The sequence below is a fragment of the Halobacillus sp. ABD4_316 genome, from assembly GCF_056161385.1.
Genome location: NZ_JBSWZA010000005.1, coordinates 97,017 through 119,000, shown reverse-complemented (window position 1 = coordinate 119,000; position 21,984 = coordinate 97,017). Strand labels below are relative to the sequence as shown.

At 46.1% G+C, this 21,984-nt stretch carries 25 protein-coding genes; 6 read left to right on the top strand and 19 right to left on the bottom strand.

The window, feature by feature from the left end:
• Positions 1 to 28: 28 nt before the first annotated feature.
• The 10 genes from ACXAJH_RS17415 to ACXAJH_RS17370 all read right to left on the bottom strand — a co-directional run bounded on the left by ACXAJH_RS17415 (position 29) and on the right by ACXAJH_RS17370 (position 6,663).
• Positions 29 to 265 carry a hypothetical protein gene (locus ACXAJH_RS17415; RefSeq protein WP_474994744.1) on the bottom strand — a complete coding sequence of 79 codons (237 nt, stop codon included), beginning with the start codon at positions 263 to 265 and terminating at the stop codon, positions 29 to 31.
• A gap of 117 nt (positions 266 to 382) precedes the next feature.
• Positions 383 to 976: a hypothetical protein gene (locus tag ACXAJH_RS17410; protein ID WP_474994743.1), complete on the bottom strand. Its 594-nt coding sequence runs from the start codon at positions 974 to 976 to the stop codon at positions 383 to 385.
• Positions 977 to 1,426: 450 nt separating this feature from the next.
• Entirely contained in the window at positions 1,427 to 1,813 is a 387-nt protein-coding gene (locus tag ACXAJH_RS17405; RefSeq protein ID WP_474994742.1) for a phBC6A51 family helix-turn-helix protein, read from the bottom strand.
• A 320-nt stretch (positions 1,814 to 2,133) separates the two neighbouring features.
• Positions 2,134 to 2,511, bottom strand: a complete 378-nt coding sequence (locus ACXAJH_RS17400) for a hypothetical protein (RefSeq protein ID WP_474994741.1) — start codon at positions 2,509 to 2,511, stop codon at positions 2,134 to 2,136.
• A gap of 677 nt (positions 2,512 to 3,188) precedes the next feature.
• Entirely contained in the window at positions 3,189 to 3,482 is a 294-nt protein-coding gene (locus ACXAJH_RS17395; protein WP_474994848.1) for a type II toxin-antitoxin system HicB family antitoxin, read from the bottom strand.
• Positions 3,483 to 3,545: 63 nt separating this feature from the next.
• Positions 3,546 to 3,740, bottom strand: a complete 195-nt coding sequence (locus tag ACXAJH_RS17390; protein ID WP_474994739.1) for a type II toxin-antitoxin system HicA family toxin — start codon at positions 3,738 to 3,740, stop codon at positions 3,546 to 3,548.
• Positions 3,741 to 3,862: 122 nt separating this feature from the next.
• Positions 3,863 to 4,051 (bottom strand): hypothetical protein, encoded by a 189-nt coding sequence (locus tag ACXAJH_RS17385; protein WP_474994738.1) that lies wholly within the window; start codon positions 4,049 to 4,051, stop codon positions 3,863 to 3,865.
• Between the two features lie 177 nt (positions 4,052 to 4,228).
• Positions 4,229 to 4,438 (bottom strand): hypothetical protein, encoded by a 210-nt coding sequence (locus tag ACXAJH_RS17380; RefSeq protein WP_474994736.1) that lies wholly within the window; start codon positions 4,436 to 4,438, stop codon positions 4,229 to 4,231.
• A 191-nt stretch (positions 4,439 to 4,629) separates the two neighbouring features.
• Positions 4,630 to 4,947, bottom strand: coding sequence for a hypothetical protein (locus ACXAJH_RS17375; RefSeq protein ID WP_474994735.1), 318 nt, complete (start codon positions 4,945 to 4,947; stop codon positions 4,630 to 4,632).
• 192 nt (positions 4,948 to 5,139) lie between these two features.
• Positions 5,140 to 6,663, bottom strand: coding sequence for a recombinase family protein (locus tag ACXAJH_RS17370; protein WP_474994734.1), 1,524 nt, complete (start codon positions 6,661 to 6,663; stop codon positions 5,140 to 5,142).
• Positions 6,664 to 6,807: 144 nt separating this feature from the next.
• On the opposite strand from ACXAJH_RS17370, the gene yfkAB reads away from it, so the two are divergent.
• Together yfkAB and ACXAJH_RS17360 are read left to right on the top strand one after the other, a co-directional pair.
• Entirely contained in the window at positions 6,808 to 7,998 is a 1,191-nt protein-coding gene (gene yfkAB, locus ACXAJH_RS17365; protein WP_474994732.1) for a radical SAM/CxCxxxxC motif protein YfkAB, read from the top strand.
• Positions 7,999 to 8,072: 74 nt separating this feature from the next.
• Positions 8,073 to 8,657, top strand: a complete 585-nt coding sequence (locus ACXAJH_RS17360; RefSeq protein WP_474994731.1) for a YgjP-like metallopeptidase domain-containing protein — start codon at positions 8,073 to 8,075, stop codon at positions 8,655 to 8,657.
• 204 nt (positions 8,658 to 8,861) lie between these two features.
• Here the strand turns inward: ACXAJH_RS17360 and zupT are convergent, their stop codons facing one another.
• Both zupT and ACXAJH_RS17350 read right to left on the bottom strand, forming a co-directional pair.
• A complete protein-coding gene (gene zupT / locus ACXAJH_RS17355) occupies positions 8,862 to 9,662 on the bottom strand; it encodes a zinc transporter ZupT (RefSeq protein WP_474968098.1) in 801 nt (266 codons plus the stop codon).
• 124 nt (positions 9,663 to 9,786) lie between these two features.
• Positions 9,787 to 10,440 carry an SIMPL domain-containing protein gene (locus ACXAJH_RS17350; protein ID WP_474991573.1) on the bottom strand — a complete coding sequence of 218 codons (654 nt, stop codon included), beginning with the start codon at positions 10,438 to 10,440 and terminating at the stop codon, positions 9,787 to 9,789.
• A 123-nt stretch (positions 10,441 to 10,563) separates the two neighbouring features.
• Here ACXAJH_RS17350 and ACXAJH_RS17345 point away from each other — a divergent pair, with 123 nt between their 5' ends.
• Positions 10,564 to 12,030 (top strand): flavin monoamine oxidase family protein, encoded by a 1,467-nt coding sequence (locus ACXAJH_RS17345; protein ID WP_474968095.1) that lies wholly within the window; start codon positions 10,564 to 10,566, stop codon positions 12,028 to 12,030.
• A 35-nt stretch (positions 12,031 to 12,065) separates the two neighbouring features.
• Here the strand turns inward: ACXAJH_RS17345 and ACXAJH_RS17340 are convergent, their stop codons facing one another.
• On the bottom strand, positions 12,066 to 13,220 hold the full coding sequence (locus ACXAJH_RS17340; protein ID WP_474994729.1) for a S1C family serine protease: 1,155 nt from the start codon (positions 13,218 to 13,220) through the stop codon (positions 12,066 to 12,068).
• 12 nt (positions 13,221 to 13,232) lie between these two features.
• Positions 13,233 to 14,384, bottom strand: coding sequence for a zinc ribbon domain-containing protein (locus ACXAJH_RS17335; RefSeq protein WP_474968093.1), 1,152 nt, complete (start codon positions 14,382 to 14,384; stop codon positions 13,233 to 13,235).
• A gap of 279 nt (positions 14,385 to 14,663) precedes the next feature.
• On the opposite strand from ACXAJH_RS17335, the gene ACXAJH_RS17330 reads away from it, so the two are divergent.
• A complete protein-coding gene (locus ACXAJH_RS17330; RefSeq protein ID WP_474968092.1) occupies positions 14,664 to 15,164 on the top strand; it encodes a 3D domain-containing protein in 501 nt (166 codons plus the stop codon).
• Positions 15,165 to 15,225: 61 nt separating this feature from the next.
• Positions 15,226 to 15,747, top strand: coding sequence for a GNAT family N-acetyltransferase (locus ACXAJH_RS17325; protein WP_474968091.1), 522 nt, complete (start codon positions 15,226 to 15,228; stop codon positions 15,745 to 15,747).
• 75 nt (positions 15,748 to 15,822) lie between these two features.
• Here the strand turns inward: ACXAJH_RS17325 and ACXAJH_RS17320 are convergent, their stop codons facing one another.
• A complete protein-coding gene (locus ACXAJH_RS17320) occupies positions 15,823 to 16,059 on the bottom strand; it encodes a hypothetical protein (RefSeq protein ID WP_027953760.1) in 237 nt (78 codons plus the stop codon).
• Positions 16,060 to 16,517: 458 nt separating this feature from the next.
• On the opposite strand from ACXAJH_RS17320, the gene ACXAJH_RS17315 reads away from it, so the two are divergent.
• The gene (locus ACXAJH_RS17315; RefSeq protein ID WP_474994728.1) at positions 16,518 to 17,759 is read left to right on the top strand and encodes a YeeE/YedE family protein; all 1,242 of its coding nucleotides are present in this window, start codon (positions 16,518 to 16,520) and stop codon (positions 17,757 to 17,759) included.
• Positions 17,760 to 18,134: 375 nt separating this feature from the next.
• On the opposite strand, the gene ACXAJH_RS17310 is transcribed toward ACXAJH_RS17315, so the two are convergent.
• The 4 genes from ACXAJH_RS17310 to ACXAJH_RS17295 form a co-directional block, all read right to left on the bottom strand.
• Entirely contained in the window at positions 18,135 to 18,227 is a 93-nt protein-coding gene (locus ACXAJH_RS17310; RefSeq protein ID WP_422875628.1) for a putative holin-like toxin, read from the bottom strand.
• 165 nt (positions 18,228 to 18,392) lie between these two features.
• The gene (locus tag ACXAJH_RS17305) at positions 18,393 to 18,788 is read right to left on the bottom strand and encodes a secondary thiamine-phosphate synthase enzyme YjbQ (RefSeq protein ID WP_474994726.1); all 396 of its coding nucleotides are present in this window, start codon (positions 18,786 to 18,788) and stop codon (positions 18,393 to 18,395) included.
• A gap of 3 nt (positions 18,789 to 18,791) precedes the next feature.
• Positions 18,792 to 19,760 carry a diaminopimelate epimerase gene (dapF, locus tag ACXAJH_RS17300; protein ID WP_474971710.1) on the bottom strand — a complete coding sequence of 323 codons (969 nt, stop codon included), beginning with the start codon at positions 19,758 to 19,760 and terminating at the stop codon, positions 18,792 to 18,794.
• A 186-nt stretch (positions 19,761 to 19,946) separates the two neighbouring features.
• A complete protein-coding gene (locus tag ACXAJH_RS17295) occupies positions 19,947 to 21,971 on the bottom strand; it encodes an iron ABC transporter permease (RefSeq protein ID WP_474968087.1) in 2,025 nt (674 codons plus the stop codon).
• Positions 21,972 to 21,984 lie beyond the last annotated feature (13 nt).

Sequence of the window (21,984 nt, the reverse complement as noted above, 5' to 3'; positions counted from 1 at the left end):
AAGAGACAGAGCCTAAGCCCTGTCCCTCTTATAGTTTCTCCAGCTCTCCCTGCTGTGTGGCATGTTCCTCCCACTTAGCAATGAAATGCAAACACTCATTCAATTCAACATATATAAATTTTTCAAACAATTGCTGGCAGTACCTGTCCACCAGTATCTTTGCTACTCGAACAGCATCAGTAAGGTTGATGTCTGTTTTGAAATAACCCCAATCCTCTAATAAGAACCATACAACATCTGGCACATCTTTCATCCAGTCTTTCATCAAGGCAAACCTCCTAAATCTTAAAAAGGCGAACAACTGTTCCCATTATAACAGATAAATTTTACAAACACATCATATTTTTGACACAAATCAAGAGAGGAGCCTTAGCCCCTCTCCTTAAAGTACTGTGATCTTAGCTACATTATTATCAGGATATTCAACTTGAATGTACCCTTTTTCCTCCAATTCCTTAAATGTGCCTTTTAAAGAGGTGATAGAGTAGCTTAGCAAATTTCCAGTAGTTTGGAGGTGCAAATGAAATGTGTTGTTATCAACATCTCCTAATGTTCTTAGGTAAGAATAAATTTTAAACTCAGTAGTCTTTAACCTTTGAACATGCTCCCTAACTAGCTCAGGGTGCGTAAACCTTCTGTCCTTTTCCCCTTGGAAATCTTTAATTGCATTGTATCTATTATCCATGTATTTTTCTACAAATTGCTCTAGTTTTGAGAATATTTTTGTTTCAATGTCCGCAATAGAAGGTGCTTCCTGTTGTTCCTCCAGCTCAAACTCAGCTTGGTCAGGGAAAATCTCTGGGTGGTCTGCCACAAACTGATTGTAAACATCCTTACTGCTGATGCCTTTAACTTTATTGTAGATGACTGTGTAAGTAACATTGAAAATCTGTGCAATTCTGGACTTTTCCATTCCATCCAGATAGTAAAGTTTAAGTGCCTCAAGTACTTGTTGGTTGTTTAGTGTCTTTGTCATGTTTAAAACCCCTTTGGTTTATTTTTCATGACTATGCTTAGAGTCCTTCCCAAAACTGTGACAGGTCTGCAAGGACTATTTGTATCAGATAGATAAATGTAGCGAGCTGCTAAGGGAATCAGGAAGGGTACTGGAAGGGAACATTTAGGGGAAAGTAAGGGAGCAGTTAGGGTACTGGATAGGGACTGGAAAGGGATTACCAGTAAGGGATATTTTTTATTGTAGAAATTTCTGAGGCACTTCCCTCCACCTCCTCCTACCCCTAGTCCCCCCCTGTGTACCCCCTTTGGATTCTGAGGCATACAGAACATAATGCTGAGCTGCTTGCTGTCTCATAAAGTAAATACTTTTTAAGACAATTCTTGAACCTTGATTTATCAGGCTTTGTAAAGTCTCATAAGTTTGTATCAAAATGTAAACAAAAAAAGAGACAGAGACTAAGCTCTGCCTTTAAACATTATCTAATTCAGTTAGCAGATCATCAAGAGACTTTTCTTCCTGTACAATTGTCTGCTCTTGAACATCTTTAAGTCTGCCTTGATTCTTGAGGACTAACTCAATTGCTTTCAGTTTGTTACCTACCTTAACATTCTCATTATTAACTATCATTCTAAGCTGTGTATATGTGTCAGCAAGGAAGGACTTCTGTATCTCCTCAGACTGCCTGATTAACTCCTCATTAAACTGAGGCTTCTTTTTCCACTCATACAGGGTAGAAGGATTAACCCCCACCTCTTTAGCAATCTGGTCATTAGTCAGCCCATTAACATCCTTGTATATCATCAATGCTATTGCCTTATACTGCTCAGGCTTTAGTGCTTTTTTAGAATTTTTCATATTGCTTACACTCCTCATTTCTTGGACATTTTGCTTTCTCTTTGTCTACATTTCCTACCTGTTTCCTAACTGTTCATTTCCTGTACATTTACAGCCTCTACATACTGGTATTAAGGCATTTAACACAGTCCATTTAAAGTACATTTCCTGTCCATTTACTGGTCATTAGCAGCTCATTTACTATCCAATAAAAATCCAAGTCCTCAAAGTACCCTCCCCCTGCTTTTTCAACTACCCCTATACAGTAAAAATGGAGTCCTTCTCTCTGAATAACTTGGATATATGGCAAAAAAAAAGAGGCTGAAACAGCCCCTAATTCCTTACATAACCTTTAAATAGGCATGACCATCAAAAGTAGCATCCTTATCATCTGCATTACTGATTGCCAACTTAAAGTATCTGGCATAAGTAGGAGTAATGGCAGTCTTTCTAATACCAATACCACTAGGCAGAACATTAGGAGTAGAACCATGATAATGAATGCCATCATGACTCCAATGAATCTCAATATAACTGTCCACCTCAATATCTGACATCATTGTAAATGCCACAGTACCAAAGCCCTCAGTATTAATCCATTCACTTTCAGCATAACTGCCTACAGGAATCAATTCATCCTCTAGCAAGGGTACAACCTGATTATTAAGGTGGGACAAGCTGACTACTTCTGCATAACCATCTTTTGTTTCTCTGTACATCAAATATCCCCCTTACATAAATAAAAAAGCCTGACAGCTACTAGCCAATTGCTAATAACCATCAGACTGAAAAAGCCCTCAGATGTACTTTCAAGCAGACATTTAGGAGACAGACTTAGAGAGAGAGATTAGGAGACTGTGATCTGCTTGTATCATCCAAGAGCCTTTCTCTCTCACTATCTTGTCCTGCTGTCCTCACCATAATAAAGTAACTTACCTATATTCTTTTACTTACTTACCATATACTCTATATACTGTTTATTAACTGTTTTACTTAACTGTTTTAAACTGTTTAACACTTTTTATATTGTAGTTTATTTTTCATGTTATTCAGTTTCTTACATATAGTATGTTAGCTGATGTATAAGGAATTAAAGTATATTTTGTTAAGATTATTTTGCTGTTAATACTTTAAAGCCTCAATCCCTTGTCTCCCAAGGCTTAGAAAATTGTCTGACTTTTATTTCCTTACTTATGCGCCTCCTGATCTGACTCCTGCCTCAAATCCTTATGTATCACCATGAGGCTGATAGCCCTAAAACATCAGTATCAAAATGAGGCTGAAAATTCCCTGATTATTGGAAATGACACCTTAGCAGCTCAATAACTGCACACCACCTGCAAAAAAAAACTGCTCCCCGCAGAAAAAACTGCCCCACAAAAAAAAGCAGACTGCCTTATAAGACAGCCTGAGGGGATTCATCTGCAATATCAGATGTATCTACTGTAATCATGACTAAACTTGCACCATCTGGGACATTAATATCCTCAGGTTTACTTGGAGCTGGAATGACATCACCATCATCCTCAAAGACACTTAACATGCTCTCCAGAACATCCTGAGCCATTGATACAGCACCAATTAAAGTTTCTGAATCAGTAAAGCACTCCTCAATATCAGGAAAGCTAACAAGATAAGCACCTGAGTCATCCACCTGATCTTTCTCAATTAATGCGTAATATTTGTACATAGCCAAGAGATAACCTACCTCCTACAGTTTTTCTATATTATATCATATGCCAAAGGCAAAGCTCTATGTGAGCCTTACCCCTGACTGTTTTTCAATGTTCTTTACTGTACCTTTGGGAATTGCTTTTCCACCATGGTTGCTAATGGGAAATTTCTTACCTGTAATGGGTGAGCGCCAAATTTCATGCGCCCCTCTCCCTTGTCTGTAGAAATAACACCCTTTCGACTTTAATGCCTTGGTGATTTCTCTGTAGGTCATCTCTCTCCTCCCTTCTATACTTATTATACTAAACATTACAGAATACCGCAATACACTTTTGAGACATTTTTGAGACTTTTTTAAATAAAAAGAAAAAAGCCCTGCATCAGCAGGACTCTTACTTATTTATCCATCATCCAGACTTGCATTTTCATCACTAATTCATCCAGAGATTCTTGGAAAAGACCAGTTTCCTGATTGGCATCTGCAAGCAGCTCATTCAACTCCTCATCACCATTCAAGATCCCCTCTGAGATTTCCTGCATTCCTTTAATTAATTGATTGAATAATTCTTTGTGGTTTTGAGACATTTTATGTTTCCTCCTTGTTTTTTAACTCTGTACTTATATTACAACAAATTACAGAATACTGCAATACACTTTTGAGACATTTGTTAAGAATTTCATCCATACAGGCGCATGAATTTTCTTACAAGATATTCGAGGGTGAGACAAACCATTATGTATAAAAATAAAAGAGCCAAAGGATTACTCCTCTGACTCTCCTGACTGCTTAGACTCCTCATCAGCCTTAGCATTTCTTTTTCTCTTTGTCTTAACTGGCACTAGCGCAATGTCCTCTGTAGCTACTGTCATTGTACCTCCTGCATCCAGATGGATAACAGCAACTTTTCCATTATCACTAGTCACAGTACCCTTAATTTCCTGTTTACCCCTAAAAATGATTTTATCAGCCATGCAATTCCTCCTTAATTGGATTACACAGCTATCATTAGAGGCTTATCTACATATGTGACACATTGTACCATTAAAATATTCTTATGTAACAAGTCCGCCAACAAGTTACTCAGCCAGTTCTTTGATTTTTAATCTCTACATCAAACTTAGACTGCATCCCCATGACTTTCAAACTTAAAAGCCCCAGAGAATCATGATTCTTTCCTGTCACCATATTCCCTCAGATACCATACGCAATCTCTATATATTTTCTGGTAGGTATTAGGTTCTTGAGTTTTATAATACTGGACTGTTTCATCATCTATGGAATCTTCCTTGATTCTGTTGAGCAACTGATCTGCAATGATAAGAGCATCTTTTTTCTCAACTTGAGGATGATGCTGATGATAACCTAAGTAAAGCAAATACTCTTGAATCACAACAGGCATTGCCTCTCTCCAATTATGCCTACTTGGACTCATCAATTTTACCTCCAAATGACTTTCTAGCTGATGTTTCTCTATTGACATTCCTCCAAATCCTTTCCATAAAACTTAAAAAACCCAATAAAGCCACAAGACAGTAAATTGTAATGACTTATTCTGTAATTCTAACAGGCAACATTCCTAACCAACAAGAGTACCTTAGGAGGTTATTACTGACACAAAAAGACCATAAAAAAAGGAGTTAAGCCTCAGTTTCGAGACTTACTCCAATGGGAATTATATTTGTTTCTTAAATTTAAGCCATATTTCAAAAGGTTTCTCAGAGCCTACATCAGATTTCTCTTTCCAGTAATATACGCATTCCAGTATCTCATTCAGTAATTTATTGGTCTTAGGAGGTTCATTTGCCTCCATGGACAGTAGGTATTCAATCTTAGCCTTGAGCTGCTTCTTCCTGTCAATCTCAGACTTAACATCAGTACCCTCAAGGGACTTTAACTGCTCCTCAATTTCTAACTGCTGTTCCTTTAACTCTTTGATCTGATTCCTTGCTTCTTCATCAGAAAAGATATCCATGATGTACCCCTGATGAACTTTCTTTTTCTGAGCCTCAAGCTGTTCCAATCTTTCTTTAAGGACTTGCTCCTCATTTGCAACCTTATTGATAAAATCATTAGCACCACTTAGAATCTCATCAATTTCTTTATCAATCAGATGGAGTTTCTGTTCCAATTTCTCAAAGACTGCCTCTTCTACCCTTCTGGACTTAACACCATTGTTCCTGCATCTTTCCTTATCTCCCCATTCCCTTTTTTTCTTATTGGACTTAGAGGCATGGCAATTAAGAACAAACAACTCCCTACTGCTTTTATCTAATTTCTCTTTAGCAGCTCTGTCTGTGTACTTTTGGCAGAAGGATAAAGTTTGACCACACTTAGAACAGACAATCAGCTTAGACAAGGCATACTGTCCTTTCTGTGATGACTGAGGCACAATCCTTTTCTCAGCTTTGATCTTCTGAGCCAGGTCAAACACTTCTTTAGTTACCAGAGCAGGATGAGAGTCCTCTCTGTACACAGGCTCCTCATTCTCCATCTGATACTGCACAATCCCTAGATAAGCAACATTACTGAGAAAGACTGATGTAGCCCTTGTAGTGAATTGTTTACCCTCCCTAGTCCTGTGACCCCTCAGGTTAAGATAATTGCAAATCTCAGCCTGATTGTAGCCCTCTGATACATACAATTGAAACACTTTCTTGATAACCTCAGATTCCTCTGGATGAGGCATCAGCTTTTTAGTTTTGCTGTCCTTGAGGTATCCAAATGGAGTAGACCCAAACCATACTCCTTTTTTAATTGCTTGGATTCTCCCCCTCCTGAGTTTCCTTTTAGTCATTCGCATGAAATGGTTATCCATCTCAGACTGCATCCCTGACATGAACATATCCTCATCATTCATAAAGTTATATGTCTTATTCAGGGTATGGAGCAGAATCCCCTCTTGTTTAAGAATCCTACAGAACAAACCAAAGTCTGTCCTATCCCTTGATAATCTGTCCTGATCTGTTACCAGTACACCATCATAAGCCTGAGTCTGGATAGCCCTAATCATTCGCTGAAAGTCTGGTCTATTCCAGTCCTCTGAACTACCTTCTTCCTTATAGATGTCATACTCATAACCATTTTTATCTGCGTAATCAATCAGCAGCTCAACCTGCCTGTCAATTTCAAGTGCTTCAGAGTCCTTGAGCCTTGATTTCCTGACATATATAGCTACCTTCTCTTTAGTCAATGCCACAGCATTTCCTCCCCTCTGTATTACATTATACTGTAACTCAATATATACAGCAACAGAATAATATACAGGCACTCTTCTGACATTGACATAAGTGATAGCCCTTATTCATAATTATTAGGAAGTACCATAGATAGGAGAATTTTAATGATAGATAATCAAGTTAAAAGAAAGACTACTCCTGACAATGACCCATGGGAGGCTTACACCAATATTAAGGACTATGGTAGGAATGCTCTTTCTAGTGTAGAGTTTACTACAACATACCTTTGTAACATGAGGTGCGCCCATTGTGCTGTAGGACATACCCTTTCTAACATAGACCCTTTGGCTCTGCCTATTGAGCTGCTTATACAGAGATTAGAAGAAGTGCCTACACTCAAGACCATTAGTATTACAGGTGGAGAGCCTATGATGTCTAAGAAGTCAGTTAGGAATTATGTGCTTCCATTACTGAAATATGCTCATGAGAGAGGTTTGTACACTCAGATCAACTCAAACCTTACACTCCCTCTGGACAGGTACAAGGAGATTGCCCCTTATCTTGATGTACTACATATTTCACATAACTGGGGAACAGCAGATGAATTTGCTGATATTGGTTTTGCCATGATGGAGAAGAAACCTGACAGGGAGAAAAGGAAAGCATTATTTGAGAGAATGAAAGCTAACTCTAAGGCTCTTTCTGAGATGGGAGTACTGGTTTCTGCTGAGACAATGCTGAACAAAAACACCCTCCCTCACATTGAAAAAATCCACACTCAGATTGTAGAGGAGATGGGCTGTGGTCGCCATGAGATTCACCCTATGTACCCTTCTGGATTCGCTGATGAATCAAGGGTTAAAGAGTTGCAAGATTCCCAACATCCCATGTACCCGGTGGACTTCGCCAGTGCTCTTGAAACGCTGAGCCTTGAGGATATGCGTACAGGAATCAACCGTCTGCTTGATCACCGCGATGAAGATACGTGGATGCTGTTCGGCACCCTGCCTTATTATCCATGCAGCACCAATGATGAGGATCTGGACATGCTGAAGCGCCTGTACAGCGCGAAAAATGTGACGGTAAGGAACGACCCGGATGGGCGCTCCCGCTTGAATGTCAACATATTCAGCGGCGACATTATCGTCACCGACTTCGGGGACGAGCCTGGTCTTGGCAACATTCAGGACACTTCCCTGGAACACGCATACCAACAGTGGATGCAGACCGACACGGCGAAAAGCCTCAACTGTCACTGCCCGGCGGTGGAATGCCTCGGTCCAAACGTTCTTGTGAAGAACTCGTATTACCAGGACGTCGATTTTCAGAAGCGGGAAGCGAAAATCACCCTGTAATCTCCAAGCAGTGCTCCTCTATTCAGGGGCACTGTTTTTTTACAACATCACCGACATGTAAAGGAGGTCTTGATATGCCGCTCCTACAGCATAATCAGACAACGATCCAATATACCGTCCATAAACAGCCGCAGCTGCAGTTCACGAAAATTTACCTGGATGATCTGAACGGGGTCCAGGTGACGGCGCCTGAGGAGAAATCGGATGAGAAAGTCCATGCGTTTGTAGAAAAGAAAGCCGACTGGATCATCAATCATTGGCAGAAAACGCACGAAGACCTCTACCTTGGACCTTTCTTATTGGAAGAAGGACAGAAAATCACCTATCTCGGCCGCTCCTATAAGCTGTTATTTGAGCAGACAGACTCAGAAAAGACGACCCTTTCATTCCAGCAGGGAAAGTTTAAATTCCGCACCTCCTTCACTTCCAAAGATGAGCAGACTGATCAATTGAATGAGCACATGACCGCCTGGCTCAAGGATAAAGCCGCTGAAAAATTCAAGGCACTGAGCATGCATACGGTCGAAGTCGAGGATGACCTTACCCGTCTTGGAAGCAGACAGGAGGAATCCATCACCATCAACTGGCGGCTGATCCAGCGGAAAAAAGCGGCTATCCAAAGCGTCATCGAAGATCTTTATACAGGAAAGACGTATTAAAAAATCCCCCGGACGCCATCAGGCAGCCGGGGGATTTTTATTAAATAAGCTCTGTTAAAGTCTGTTGTTGATATTTCATACGCTTACTAAATCGTTTCCGTCTGGAATCAGGGGTCCGGTCTGCTATTTATTCAGAGCAAGGGATGGCACGGAAAGGGAGTCATTCCCAAGGCCGCCTCCTACAAATCCCATGACAGAAAGGCATTAAATAAACAACAGCAGGCTCAGGGCCATGACTGCCATTCCGGCGACAACGCCGTAAATAGATAAGTGCGGCTCCCCGTACCTTCTTGAGGCCGGAAGCAGTTCATCAAGGGATATAAATACCATAATGCCGGCAACTCCGGCGAAGAGGATTCCGAAAACCATATCATTCAAAAACGGCATAAGCACAAGATAGGCAAGAATGGCCCCGATCGGCTCGGATAACCCGCTTAAAAAGGACAGGTTGAACGCCTTTTTCTTATCCCCTGTGGCGAAATAAATCGGTACTGAGACCGCAATTCCCTCCGGGATGTTATGGATCGCAATAGCGGTGGCAATGGCAATGCCAAGTGCCGGGTCATTCAATGCCGCTGTGAAGGTGGCAATCCCTTCCGGAAAGTTGTGGATCGCAATGGCGAGGGCTGTGAACGTTCCCATCTTCAAAAGATCGCGGTCCTTCTGCTTGTCCTGTGTCATATCCTCGACCTTTTTCACTTCGTGAGGGTTGCCTGCTTTCGGGATCACTTTATCGATGAGAGCAATAAGCAGCATGCCTCCGAAAAAGGACACCACTGTAATCCACTGGCCCATTTCATTTCCGAGCGCACTTATGAGGGAGTCCTGGGCCTTGAAGAAAATTTCGATCATGGATACGTAAATCATCACTCCGGCCGAAAAACCGAGTGACAAAGATAAAAATCGTGTGTTTGTTGTTGATGTGAAAAATGCGAGTATGCTCCCTACTCCGGTAGCAAGCCCTGCAAACAGGGTGAGACCGAAAGCGAGCAGTAAGTTTTCCATGTGACCTCTCCTTACCTGCGAACATCTGTTACTGCCCATTGTAATGGATGTTTTTCCTCGGCACAACATTTTAAACCAAGACCTTTTTCTCCATATAAAAAAACACAGTCAAAGTCCCTGTGTTTTAAGGATAAAATGGAAACCAGACATCCACCCGGGCTGTAATCTCCATCATCCCCGGCTCGATCGGTACAGCACTCTCACTTAGCGCCTGTGTTTTGGCATAAGGCTGAAGAGGAGAAACGTCCGGACTTTTTTCCTCGACAATACGGACCGGCTGCTGGTCAAGCCTCACATTCATCGTATTCGCGATCGTCTGTGCTGTGGCAAGAGCCTGCCCGAGGGCGATTTGAAGGGCCTTTTGATAATAGTAATAAGACTGACTCACCGTAAACTCGATGTTCGTCACCCGGTTGGCACCACTTTGGACGGCAGCATCAATGACTGCGCCTGTCTGTTCAATATCATCTACGGTCACGGTCAACATATGGGAAACCTGATATCCTCGGAACACCTGTTTCCCATCCACATAATCGTACTGCGGAAACACGGAATAATCGGATGTTTGAATATTCGTCTCGTCCACACCTGCAGCCATCAGCTGATTTTTCACCATGCTGGTGACCGCTGCATTTTCATTCTGAACCGAGGTGAGATCGGTCCCTTCCGTCACAACACCGAGCTGAACAACGGCTGTATCCGGCTTCACTTTAACACTTCCTGATCCCTGGACTCGGATCTGCCTGTCAGATCCGTCCTGTCGGAATAATTGATACATCGGCCATTCCCCCCTTTACTAATTCATGTGCGGCTCACTATGAATATGCACGTTGGAAATTACATCCATAGAACCGTACTGTTCATTAAATGGACTGAATAACCATAAAAGGGGGTGTTTTCCATGACGAATTATCAATCCGAGGGCTTTACATATCCAGATGATTTTCTCCGTATCATCCATAAGGGTCTTTCGCCGTCTGCTCAAAAGAAGCGGGTGATCATTATCGGTGCCGGCATGGCCGGACTGTCGGCAGCTGGTTTATTAAAGGATGCCGGTCATAAGGTGACCATCCTTGAAGCTGACAGCCGTCTGGGTGGAAGAGTCTATACGGTCCGTGCCCCGTTCACGAATGGCAATTACCTCGATGTCGGAGCGATGCGGATACCGACCAATCATAAGCTTGTATATGCGTATGTCGACAAATTCGGACTGGAAACCAATCCTTTTCAAAACACGCGGAAAAATGACCTCTTGTTGATTAATGGAAAAAAAGTGTATCACCGCATTTATGAACAAAACCCTGCCATTCTTGATTTTCCTGTAGATTCGGAGGAGCAGGGCAAAACGGCCAAAGAACTGTTTCTGTCAGCCGTCCAGCCGTTTCTTGATGTTTATAACCACAGCAGTGATGCTGAAAAAGAACACCTCAGAGACCGCTATTCGGACCTTTCCATGAGTGAATATTTAAGGAACAACCCCTACGGCCCCTCCATGTCTTTAAATGCTGTGAGGAAAATCAAGGTCCTGCTTGGAATTGAAGGTTTCCCGGAATTCGCATTTCTGAACATCCTCACTGACATTACGTTTCCAATCTTCCAAGGGGATACGAAATTCAGGGAAATCAAAGGCGGGAATGACCGGCTGCCATGGGCCTTTTACCCGGAGCTCTCCTCCGCCATCTACTTCTGCGAACGGGCCGTTGCAATCAATCATTACAAAGATGGCGTACAGGTCGTGTCAAAGAATGAAAAAACCGGAGGCTATTCCACCTGGACCGGAGATTATGTCCTGACGACCATCCCTTTTACGACTTTCCAATGGATCGACGTCCGTCCGTATGACACGATTTCCATAAAAAAATGGGCAGCGATCCACGAAATCATCAATGTTCCAGCTGTAAAAATAGGCATAGAATTTTCATATAAATTCTGGGAGCAGTATCCGGTCGGGAACATCATCACCGATTATCCCTCCCGCTTCATTTACCAGCCCAGCCATGACGGTGGAAAACCGGGGCCGGGAATTCTGCTTGCCAGCTACACGTGGGGACAGAATGCGCTGTTATTCAACAGCCTCAGTAAAAAGCAGGCCGTAGAGGAAGTGATGAGCGACCTTGCCAAGGTATACGGACGGGTCGTCTATGATACGTATATGACCAGCATCGTCTACAACTGGAGCCGAAACCCATACTCTGCGGGCTGTTTCACCCTTTTCACTCCGGGTCAGAGCAGGGACTTGGAGGACATCATCCCTCTGCCGGAAGGCCGCATCCATTTCGCCGGCGAACACACCTCCTCCTACCACGGATGGATTGAAGGGGCCATTGAATCAGGCATCCGGGGCGCTGTAGAAATCCATAACCGATAAAAAAACCACCGCTCTTATCATGAGCGGTGGTTTCGTCATTCTTCTTCTTTGGATTCGTTACTGATTTCCTCGCCGGATCCCTGCATGATCTTCACCGACTGGTTTTCCTTCTGAATCGGATACACCACTTTATATTTCTTAACCTTGACTTCTCCATCCACGGTTTCTTCAGCGGTGATGAAGGCGGTCACGACAACCTGATCGTCCTTCGGATCAGCGACAAGGTTATCGACGGATACACTCAGCGTATTGTAATAGCCTGAACGGAACTCTTCAAACGACGTCTTCTCCTGCCAGCTTGAACTGATCAAGGAATAGGCCGTCACAAAGTCGCCTTGGTTGATGCTGTCATAAAAATACTGCACCATGTACGTCGCCTGTTCTGCATCTGTACCGGTAACCGGAGACTGCACCTGTTCATTCAGCTCAGGGAATTCAGGCAGCGATTCCATCGGCGTTTCGCTCCAGCGCTCCACCATCGGCAGCACATCGGCAATCGGGATACTGAAACCGATCGTTTCCTCATCCAGCTTGGCTGAATTGATTCCGACTACTTCACCCGTGTCCCGGTCAAGCAGCGGACCACCGCTGTTCCCCGGGGAAATCGGCGCGGAAATCTGATACGTGTTTTCGTAATGGAACGGCTCGATATCCAGCGTCCGGTCCACGCCGCTGATTTCACCGCGTGTCACCGTATTCTGCAGACCGAGTGGACTTCCAAGCGCCAGCACTTCGTCCAGCAGCTCGGCATAGCCCTCTGTCCGGATCGGGAGCGGATCGCGCCCCTCAAGGCCGGGTACACGGACAACCGCAACATCTGTATCGCGGCTCACCCCGATAACATCCCCCGGCATCTTTTTACTGTCCGTCGTAATAACAGAGACTTCTTCGGCGTTGGCGACAACGTGGGCATTCGTAACCACATCGCCCTTGTCATTGTATAAAAACCCCGAGCCGATCGTGCCGTCCGGAAGTTCAATCTGGACGACAAGCTTTTGAGATTCATAGATAATGTCCTGTGTTTCTTTTGGCACTTCTGCGTTTTTCTCATCTTCTTCAGGAGGCTGATTGAGTACAGCCGACACCGCCAATTGTTCCGGCACCGTGTCCAGAATATAGAAAACGCCCGCCGTACCGCCTCCGACGATAAGTAAAGAGACGATCAGGCTGATCATCCAGGAGCGTTTCATTGCCGCATCCTCCTATTCTACTAGCCATTCCAGCTCTGTCATTTCCACCATGTATTCCCCTTCTTCCAGGTTGTAGTACATTTTCTCAAACTTGCCTGTACTGCCTGGATTTAAGTAGTTGGGGTACACCTTGGCGGATTCTGACCGGACGACTTCTCCGTCCTGTGTTTTAATGTCATATTTCACACTGATTGTGCTGATCACCTGGGTGGCCAGACTTTTCAATTCGCCACTGATTTTATAATCACCGAATTCATCTTTTTCCATTTGGATATCCACTACTTCCAAGGCTTCGGTTTCATTACGAAGCTCATCCTTGGCGGCCTGCTGCATCGCACTTTCCAAACGTTCCTGAGCGGCCTGTTCAAACGCCTGCTTCTCCTGCTGCACCCGTTCTTTCAGCTGGATCAGCTTTTCATCGTTCGAGACGTACTGAAGACCTTCATCAATCAGAGCGATGGCTTCAGTGTATCGTTTGTTCTCAGCCGCTGCCTCTGCCGTTTTCGTGGAACGGTTGACGATTTTTTCATAAATCTTTTCCCGGACCTTGGCTGCTTCTTCCAAATTCAAATCCGAAAGGGTATTCAGTTTGGCAGCCAGCTCATCCACATCTGTAATTTTGGAAAGTTCCTCATTCACTTCCTGTAGAGTGAATCTGGAATCCATCTCATTCACTGTTGGTACAAGTGTCTGATAGATCCGTCCGTTTTCCTGTCTTAAGGCTGTTTGGACTTCAGACAGCTGGTCATCCGCTTTTGAAAGGCTGCCTTCTTCGAGCAGCTTGGACACTTCTTCCAGTTCCTTTTCCATACGGAGCACACTTTGTACGTGGGTCAACTCCTCCTGCAGCGCCTCTGCATCCGGACGTTCCTGGATGGCACGCGTAAGCAGCTTCTCTGCTTCCCGGTAATCTCCGGCAAGGGCTGCTTCCTCCGCTTCCGTCTTCCACGAGGCTGCATCTTCATTTATCCCTGTTTCCTGGTCATAGACAAAATAAAGGGCCGCCCCCACCACAACAAGGACTATCGCAGGTGTAAGAATGGGCAGCCACGATCGTTTCTTCTCCGCATCAGCCGGGGATTCTTCTGATAAGGATGCTCCACACTGGGAACAGTAACGCGATCCCTCGGCGTTTTCATGGTTACATTGAGGACATGTGATCATGGTCTGGTCCTCCTTTTTTCACAGCTTTCTTGTGATCCAGAATCGTACATAATCCTCAACTATTATAGCATGACCATTGATAGATTCGTAAACGTCTATCGTCCCTTTTTTCGTTTTTTTCACGAATGCTCCCTGCGTCCCGGTCCCGTCTTCCAAAAGAAAACCCGCGTCCGTCGAATGTCATGGAACTGTAATCAATCTGTAGGTATTTTGTATTTGTTTATCTACAGACACACCTGTTATACTGCTCTCAGATCTAATGCGAAAGAGGTGGATGACATGATGAAATTTTTCCTATCCTTTGCTGTCATGCTTACCCTGTTTTCCGGAATCGACCATATTTCAAGTGCTGAGGAAACCGATAAGACGGCCCAGCCTGTTGATAAAAAAGCAACCATCCTCGATGAAAAAGAAGACCAGCACAACCGCTTTGAAGATAAAGAAGAAAAAGAAGCCTCCTTTGCTTCGCAAAACAAAAAGGATGATGTGAAACGGACGGTAGCCGTTGAAGCGACAGCCTATACCGCTTTCTGTGAAGGCTGCAGTGGAACGACCTACACCGGCATCGATCTTCGCGCCAATCCTGACAAGAAAGTCATTGCTGTCGATCCTTCCGTCATCCCGCTCGGCTCGACCGTCCGGGTTCCCGGCTACGGAACAGCCACAGCCGGAGACATCGGGGGAGATATCGAAGGTCACCGGATCGACTTATTTATGGCAGAGGAAAGAGATGCCTTTGATTACGGGCGACGTCAGATCGAAGTGGAAATTCTGGAATAATCCTTTTAAATAGGCACCGATTGTGAGAAACTCCCTTTTAGATAACGAAGGGAGTTTTTTTATGCCTGTACTCATTCAACAGGAACAGCCGTCTGACGTAACGTCCGTCGGAAAACTTATTCAACGTGCATTTGCGCTGGAAGAGCACAGCGATCATACCGAGCACCTGCTGGTCGAAAGACTGCGCACCTCTGAAGCTTTTATTCCTGAACTGGCCTTAACAGCCGTTGATGACGGTGAAATCATCGGTTATCTCCTGCTCACCAAAATCACGATTGGAGATAACGTATCCCTCGCCCTTGCACCGGCAGCCGTGGACCCGGAGAGGCAGCGCGAGGGAATCGGTTCATCGCTCATTCAACACGGCCTGAAAAAAGCCGGAGCGCTCGGCTTTTCTTCTGTCATCGTCCTCGGCCACCCGGATTACTATCCGAAGTTCGGTTTCCAACCCGCCTCCCACTGGGGTATTGAAGCGCCATTTGAAGTACCGGGAGAGTCGTTCATGGCTCTTGAACTGCAGCCCGGCGTCCTGAAAGACATCAACGGCACTGTCCATTATTCCCAGCCTTTTCTGGAAACATAAAAAAGACCGGATGAACATCATCCGGTCTTTTTATCATACTTCTCAATCGTTCCCCATAATTTAGAAAGGTGGGCGTCAATCTCTGCTGAAACGTGTGCGTCGGGCACAGCGGTCAAGATAGAAGCTTTCCACTCCGCTTGTGTGAAGCGCTACGCCATCCTCAAGGAACCACCATGTGCCACGGTCCAGCTGTTTGACAATAAATTCGGAGGTTTCTTTTTCGTCCATTTCCTCACTCAATTCAAGATCGTGGGTGACGACCCTCTTGCTGTCCAACAGGAAAATTACGTGCCATTCCTTCTTCTTCGGCATTGCATTCATTCCTTCCTATGTAGGCTTATTAATGTACCCATACCCGGCTTTTTTGTCTGCTAATCGTAGAATTCCCTTTCCTGCATGAAAATTATGCAGATCAAGCAAAAAAAGCCACGCGTAACGCGCCGCTTTTCATTATATTTTATGTAGGGGGAGGTGCGCCTGATGTACGCCAAGAAGTTCTTCGGTTTGAGTTGATACAAACAAAGAAAAACCAGCGAGTGACATATGAGCGAACGACAGGTATAAGACATCCCTCCAATAATTGTATTCAACCTTCCTGTCCACACTTTGAGTGTACCACTTGTATCTGCCATATAGTGTTAAATCTCCGTAAAGAATGATCTGTGTTCTCTTTGTACAACCATTGTATGCAAACTGGTTTACAAATAGAAGACTGGTCGGTTAGAATGTTTAAAGCTCATTAAACAAATCGGAATTAGGAGGAATAGCACATGCAGCAACAAGCAGTTCATCAGACGGCGTCCAGCCGGTCTACGATTCCTGCCCAGCTTGATCCGGTCCAAAAGCCGTTCATGTGGGCTGGCATCATCGCTTCCCTGCTTTTATTCATAACAATTATCAGCATGACCAATGTTACGCAGGGGGTTCTGTTTATCATCGGACTCGCCTTCGGTCTCGTGCTGCTTCACGCACGATTCGGCTTTACATCAGCCTTCCGGCGGCTGCTTTCTGTCGGTAACGTCCAGGGACTGCAGTCACACATGCTGATGCTCGCTGTCGCAACGACAGGCTTTGCCATCATTTTAGGTACAGGCTTCAGCTTCACCGGAACCACTCCGCAAGGGTACGTTTTCCCTGTCGGCGTGAGTGTTGTATTCGGTTCCTTCATCTTCGGTATCGGGATGCAGCTGGGTTCCGGCTGTGCATCTGGTACTCTTTACACGGTCGGTGGCGGAAAGTCTTCCATGGTTCTGACTCTGCTCGGCTTTATCGCAGGGTCTGTCCTCGGTGCCTATCACATCGGATTCTGGCGGGAAACTCCGGCCCTTCCTGCGATTTCTCTTGCTGAATCCACAGGACTCGGCTACTTCGGAGGGTGGATTCTCCAGCTTCTCATCTTCCTCGGCATTTACGGTGTAACGGTGAAGTTCGCCAGGAAAAAGAACCCGCCGCGGATGGAACCATTGAAAACGACCACCGGGCTTAAACGTCTATGGCGTGGCGCGTGGCCGCTTCTCGCCGCCGCTGTCGCCCTCGGTGTATTGAACGCCATCACCCTTGCTGTCCGCGGAAACCCGTGGGGCATTACATCTGCGTTTGCGCTTTGGGGATCCCAGTTCATCCAGATGTTCGGTGTCGATGTGGCGAGCTGGCAGTATTGGTCTGAGAACCCAGCGCCCCTTAATCAGACGGTGCTTGCAGACTCTACAAGTGTCATGAACTTCGGCATCATCCTTGGTGCCTTTATCGCTGCCAGTACGCAGGGGAACTTCAAGCCGGGTAAAATCAAACCGGGGATCGGTTTCGCTTCCATCATCGGTGGAATCCTCATGGGATACGGCGCCCGCCTGGCCTTCGGCTGTAACATCGGTGCGTATTTCGGCGGTATTGCCTCCTTCAGCCTGCACGGCTGGGTGTGGATGATTATGGCGCTGATTGGAACGTATCTCGCCCTCTTCCTGCGGCCATTGTTCGGATTGAAAAACCCGAACCCGAAAGATTCGATCTGCTGATTACTATCCAGCATGCCTTTGTTCAGGCGTGCTGGATATTTTTATATGGCTGCGTCAGAGGTGAAATCGATATATCCGCGGTTTGACTGATATGCTGCGGATGTGACCGATATATCCACAAAAAGACCGATATCAGGGCCGTTTCGACTGATATAACCGAAAAAAGACCGATATCCCGCAGTCTGGCAAAGGACAGGAACGCTCGTTCAGGTTTCTTTTTCAGGAAAATGTGGTATGATAAAAGCAGATAAAGGATACACATAAGAAAAGGGACCACAGCTGGCACTGTGATCCCCTCTACGGATAGCTGGTCTGCCAAAGGGCGCAGCCTACATGAAAAATAGACTCACCCGCATTCACGTCAGAATAGGGAGTCTATTTTTTTATGCGTAAAATCGCTACAATCAAACCAAGCAAAGACACGATCAGGGAACTGAACGCGATCATCACCATCAGCGATTCATACATACTCAGAGGCATCACCCCCTCCATCTTTGAGACATGGGGATCAGCCGACACCCTATTCAACTGGCAGGAACCACTATCCTTTCTAAATTATAGCATGGCCTGCTGCTCGAATGTGACAGGCTTTTCTACCTAAAAAAAGAGCAGGCGCAGTGCCTGCTCTTTCACTTATAACACTTTAGCTACGAATTTACGGCTGCGCGGGCCGTCAAACTCACAGAAGTACAGCCCCTGCCACGTGCCGAGTACAAGGTGGCCGTCTTCTACAATCAACGTCTGTGCATGACCGACGGTGCTCGTTTTCATATGCGCAGCTGTGTTGCCTTCTGCATGTTTATCTTCGGCCTGATCCCACGGGTACACTTTGCGGAAACGGCGGAGCATATCGGTTTTCACATCAGGATCGGCATTTTCATTTACCGTGAGCCCGGCGGTGGTATGCATGGAAGAGACGATGACGACGCCGTCCTTCACACCTTCTTCACGGATCCAGTCCTGCACCTGGCTGGTCACATCAATCATTTGGTCATGATGATCCGTGCGTACATGAAACGTCTTCAACATCGGTTACCCTCCAATTTCGGAAGCAGCATAAGCTTCCAGTTTTTCATACGTTTCGTTTTCCTTATCAAAAAACGTTTGTCCTGTTACCCCGAAGCGGCTGTTTTCAAGATCAACATCAGCCACAGCTTCGTATACATTTGTTCCATTCCCGCGCAGCTGGATAGAGAAACGTCCGTCGTTCTTTTCAACAACACAGTTGACGAGACCACCTTTATTAATGACGACAATCGGTGTATCAAGATCGTTCGGACCCAGGATGGTGGATACGAGCGACGAGGCGGACATGGCTGTACCGCAGGCATTCGTCAGTCCTACGCCTCGTTCATACGTGCGGACGAAGATTTTATTTTTCTCCAGCACCTGGACAAAGCTGACGTTCACCCCTTTCGGAAAAACCTCAGGCAGTTCGTTGGCGCGGCGGCCGATTCGTTCAAGCTCAACCTGATCCACGTTATCCATCAGGCTGACGATATGGGGATTCGGCACACTGAGGGCAGTGAATGTCCGCTTATCAGAAAGTTCAGGGATAGCACTGTCCACCGCCTGCTCTCCATCATGAATCATAGGAAGGGAAGCAGGGGCAAACGATACCGGCTCGATCTGAACCGAAAACGTATCGATATCCGGGAAAATTTCAGCGACCTGGCTGACAGGCAGGACCGCTTCCTGCGTTTCGATCGCAATCGATGTATGTCCGAGCTTTTCGATCATATGGCGGGCTACACAACGGAGACCGTTGCCGCACATTTCCGCTTCCGATCCGTCGGAGTTGAACATCCGCATCCGGCCTTCCGCTTTCTCACTCGGCATGACAAATAAAATGCCATCGGAGCCGATGCCATTCGTTCGATCACATAACAAAAGCGACAGCTCTCTTCTTTCTTCCTCGGTAAATGTAAAGTCATGCTCGATTTCATCGATGAGGATGAAATCGTTCCCTGACCCGTGGCATTTGATGTATGGCAGCTTCATAAACCTCTCCCTTTCACGTTCTTTTTTCTCCCTATCTTAGCATATTTCATTCGGAAATGAAGCGTGAGCGTTTGAATTTTGTAAAAAGTCCGAGGTGGACGTAACAAAGAAAACAGGGGCGCTGATCCCCTGTCTTCCTGCTGTTCAACCACCCATCCTTCACGATTGATTAAAGGCATGATACCCTCATGCAGACCTTCTTTTCATCAACCAAAGAAAGTATGGGGCCCCGATGATGGCCACCAGGATTCCTGATGGAATTTCGTTAGGTGCCAAAAGCGTCCGGCTGAATAAGTCCGCCGTCACCAGGAGTACGCCGCCAATCAGCATGGTGACCGGCAGCAGCTTCTGATTGGCACTACCCACCAGCAGCCGGGCCAGATGCGGGGCAATCAATCCTACGAAACCTATTGAACCAACAGCCGCCACACTGGAAGCTGCGAGAAGCGTAGCCATCAGTGCCATTTGGAACCTCACATTCACTACGCGCAGCCCCAGCCCCTTGGCTGTATCATCCCCAAGACCTAAAACATCAAGTGTTTTAATGGAAAAGGCAAGAACAGGGACAAGGAGCAGCATCGGCCAGATCAAATACTGGATAAGCTCGTCCCACCCTTTTGCATAGGTTGTCCCGGACAGCCACGTAAGCGCAGAGGCCACACCAAGATCAGCCTGCACGACCATGATCTGGATAAGCGCAGACCCGAAAGCAGAAATACCGATGCCGAGCAGGGCGAGCACCGTCGGTTGGAACTCAGCTTTGGCGCCGAGAACCATCACGATGATGAAAAAGACCACCGCTCCGGCCATAGCTCCGACAGGGATCCAGATGGCAGATACACTGAACCAATACATCGTCATAAGCGCCCCTACTCCGGCACCAGAGGTTATACCGATGACGGACGGGTCGGCGAGTGGATTTCTCAGCACCCCTTGAAAAATGAGTCCGCTCAATGCAAGGACTGCTCCACTGAACAAGGCCACGAGGGCCCGCGGCAGCCTCAAGTTCACGATCATGTCCTGCATAAACGTGCTGCCTTCCCCAAAGAAAGCCTGAAAACCGACGAGCGGCTCAAATCCGTAGTTCCCTGATACGAGACTGACACCGACAGTCACCAGGATAATGGCTGCCAGAACGGGAAGCACTTTTCCAAGAGGCATGCTGATCGAGTTCCGGCCGGCCATCACCGCTCCGCTGTCCTGAGAGTTGCTGCGCTTCATCCGCAGGACAAGCCAGATGAGCCATGGCGAACCGACAAGCGCCGTGATCGCCCCAACAGGAAGCTCAGAAAAAGAGGGATCGATGATACGGGCGAGAACATCTGCAAGCAGCAGCACATTTCCTCCCCACAAAAAGGAGCCGAGAATAAGCAGCAGATGTGACCTGTAGCCGATCAGCTTCATTAAATGGGGGGCGATCAGACCGACAAATCCAATCGGCCCGACAATGCTGACGGTCACACTCGTCAGCAGCACCGCAGCCAGGATGGTGATGAGCTTCACGTTTCTCACATTCTGCCCTAACGCCGTCGCCACGTCATCTCCGAGAGTCAGTGTGTCTAATTTCCCTGAAAAAGCGAGAACAATCAGCACACACACGGCTATAAGCGGAAGCGAAAAGACCACTCCGCCCCAGTCGTTCTGAACGAGAGTCCCTGATCCCCACAAGAAGAGACCACGCGTTTCATTCTCATAAAAGATTTGAAGGACCGATGTCAGGGAGGAAAACAAGAAGGTGACAATCATCCCCGCCAGTACCATACGCACCGGAGTCGCATCTCCACCTCCGGATAGAACGTAGACAAAACCGAATGTCAATATCCCGCCCAGAAAGGCCGTGAGAATGCCATTACCGACCAATGCAGCCGGCAGAAAAATCGTTGTGACGACTACAGCAAAGTACGTACCGGAGTGGATGCCGAGCGTACTTGATGAAGAAAGCGGATTTTTCGTGACCGTCTGCAGGATGACACCGGATACAGCAAGAGCTCCACCGGCAAGAATCCCCATAACGGCCCGGGGTAATCGAAGCGTCCTTACCGTATGGTGCTCCAACGTATTTTCCGGGCGGAAAAGTGCATCCATCACCGTCGCAAACGGAAGATCCACGTTTCCTTGATTGATATGTATAAAAGTTAAAAGACACAACAATGCGGCTCCACCCCCGAAGGTGGAGACCGCCATTATTGTGTTCTTCATCGTTGTGTTCATGTGCACACACTCA

Bases quoted from the DNA above. Each gene is read 5' to 3' on its own strand.
- ACXAJH_RS17340 (WP_474994729.1), bottom strand. From the start codon at position 13,220: ATGAAACGCTCCTGGATGATCAGCCTGATCGTCTCTTTACTTATCGTC.
- ACXAJH_RS17415 (WP_474994744.1), bottom strand. From the start codon at position 265: ATGAAAGACTGGATGAAAGATGTGCCAGATGTTGTATGGTTCTTATTA.
- ACXAJH_RS17335 (WP_474968093.1), bottom strand. From the start codon at position 14,384: ATGATCACATGTCCTCAATGTAACCATGAAAACGCCGAGGGATCGCGT.
- ACXAJH_RS17345 (WP_474968095.1), top strand. From the start codon at position 10,564: ATGACGAATTATCAATCCGAGGGCTTTACATATCCAGATGATTTTCTC.
- yfkAB (WP_474994732.1), top strand. From the start codon at position 6,808: ATGATAGATAATCAAGTTAAAAGAAAGACTACTCCTGACAATGACCCA.
- ACXAJH_RS17310 (WP_422875628.1), bottom strand. From the start codon at position 18,227: ATGTATGAATCGCTGATGGTGATGATCGCGTTCAGTTCCCTGATCGTG.
- ACXAJH_RS17405 (WP_474994742.1), bottom strand. From the start codon at position 1,813: ATGAAAAATTCTAAAAAAGCACTAAAGCCTGAGCAGTATAAGGCAATA.
- ACXAJH_RS17295 (WP_474968087.1), bottom strand. From the start codon at position 21,971: ATGAACACAACGATGAAGAACACAATAATGGCGGTCTCCACCTTCGGG.
- ACXAJH_RS17315 (WP_474994728.1), top strand. From the start codon at position 16,518: ATGCAGCAACAAGCAGTTCATCAGACGGCGTCCAGCCGGTCTACGATT.
- ACXAJH_RS17380 (WP_474994736.1), bottom strand. From the start codon at position 4,438: ATGGCTGATAAAATCATTTTTAGGGGTAAACAGGAAATTAAGGGTACT.
- ACXAJH_RS17385 (WP_474994738.1), bottom strand. From the start codon at position 4,051: ATGTCTCAAAACCACAAAGAATTATTCAATCAATTAATTAAAGGAATG.
- ACXAJH_RS17375 (WP_474994735.1), bottom strand. From the start codon at position 4,947: ATGTCAATAGAGAAACATCAGCTAGAAAGTCATTTGGAGGTAAAATTG.
- ACXAJH_RS17305 (WP_474994726.1), bottom strand. From the start codon at position 18,788: ATGTTGAAGACGTTTCATGTACGCACGGATCATCATGACCAAATGATT.
- ACXAJH_RS17400 (WP_474994741.1), bottom strand. From the start codon at position 2,511: ATGTACAGAGAAACAAAAGATGGTTATGCAGAAGTAGTCAGCTTGTCC.
- ACXAJH_RS17350 (WP_474991573.1), bottom strand. From the start codon at position 10,440: ATGTATCAATTATTCCGACAGGACGGATCTGACAGGCAGATCCGAGTC.
- ACXAJH_RS17360 (WP_474994731.1), top strand. From the start codon at position 8,073: ATGCCGCTCCTACAGCATAATCAGACAACGATCCAATATACCGTCCAT.
- ACXAJH_RS17330 (WP_474968092.1), top strand. From the start codon at position 14,664: ATGATGAAATTTTTCCTATCCTTTGCTGTCATGCTTACCCTGTTTTCC.
- ACXAJH_RS17325 (WP_474968091.1), top strand. From the start codon at position 15,226: ATGCCTGTACTCATTCAACAGGAACAGCCGTCTGACGTAACGTCCGTC.
- ACXAJH_RS17320 (WP_027953760.1), bottom strand. From the start codon at position 16,059: ATGCCGAAGAAGAAGGAATGGCACGTAATTTTCCTGTTGGACAGCAAG.
- ACXAJH_RS17390 (WP_474994739.1), bottom strand. From the start codon at position 3,740: ATGACCTACAGAGAAATCACCAAGGCATTAAAGTCGAAAGGGTGTTAT.
- dapF (WP_474971710.1), bottom strand. From the start codon at position 19,760: ATGAAGCTGCCATACATCAAATGCCACGGGTCAGGGAACGATTTCATC.
- ACXAJH_RS17395 (WP_474994848.1), bottom strand. From the start codon at position 3,482: ATGTACAAATATTACGCATTAATTGAGAAAGATCAGGTGGATGACTCA.
- zupT (WP_474968098.1), bottom strand. From the start codon at position 9,662: ATGGAAAACTTACTGCTCGCTTTCGGTCTCACCCTGTTTGCAGGGCTT.
- ACXAJH_RS17410 (WP_474994743.1), bottom strand. From the start codon at position 976: ATGACAAAGACACTAAACAACCAACAAGTACTTGAGGCACTTAAACTT.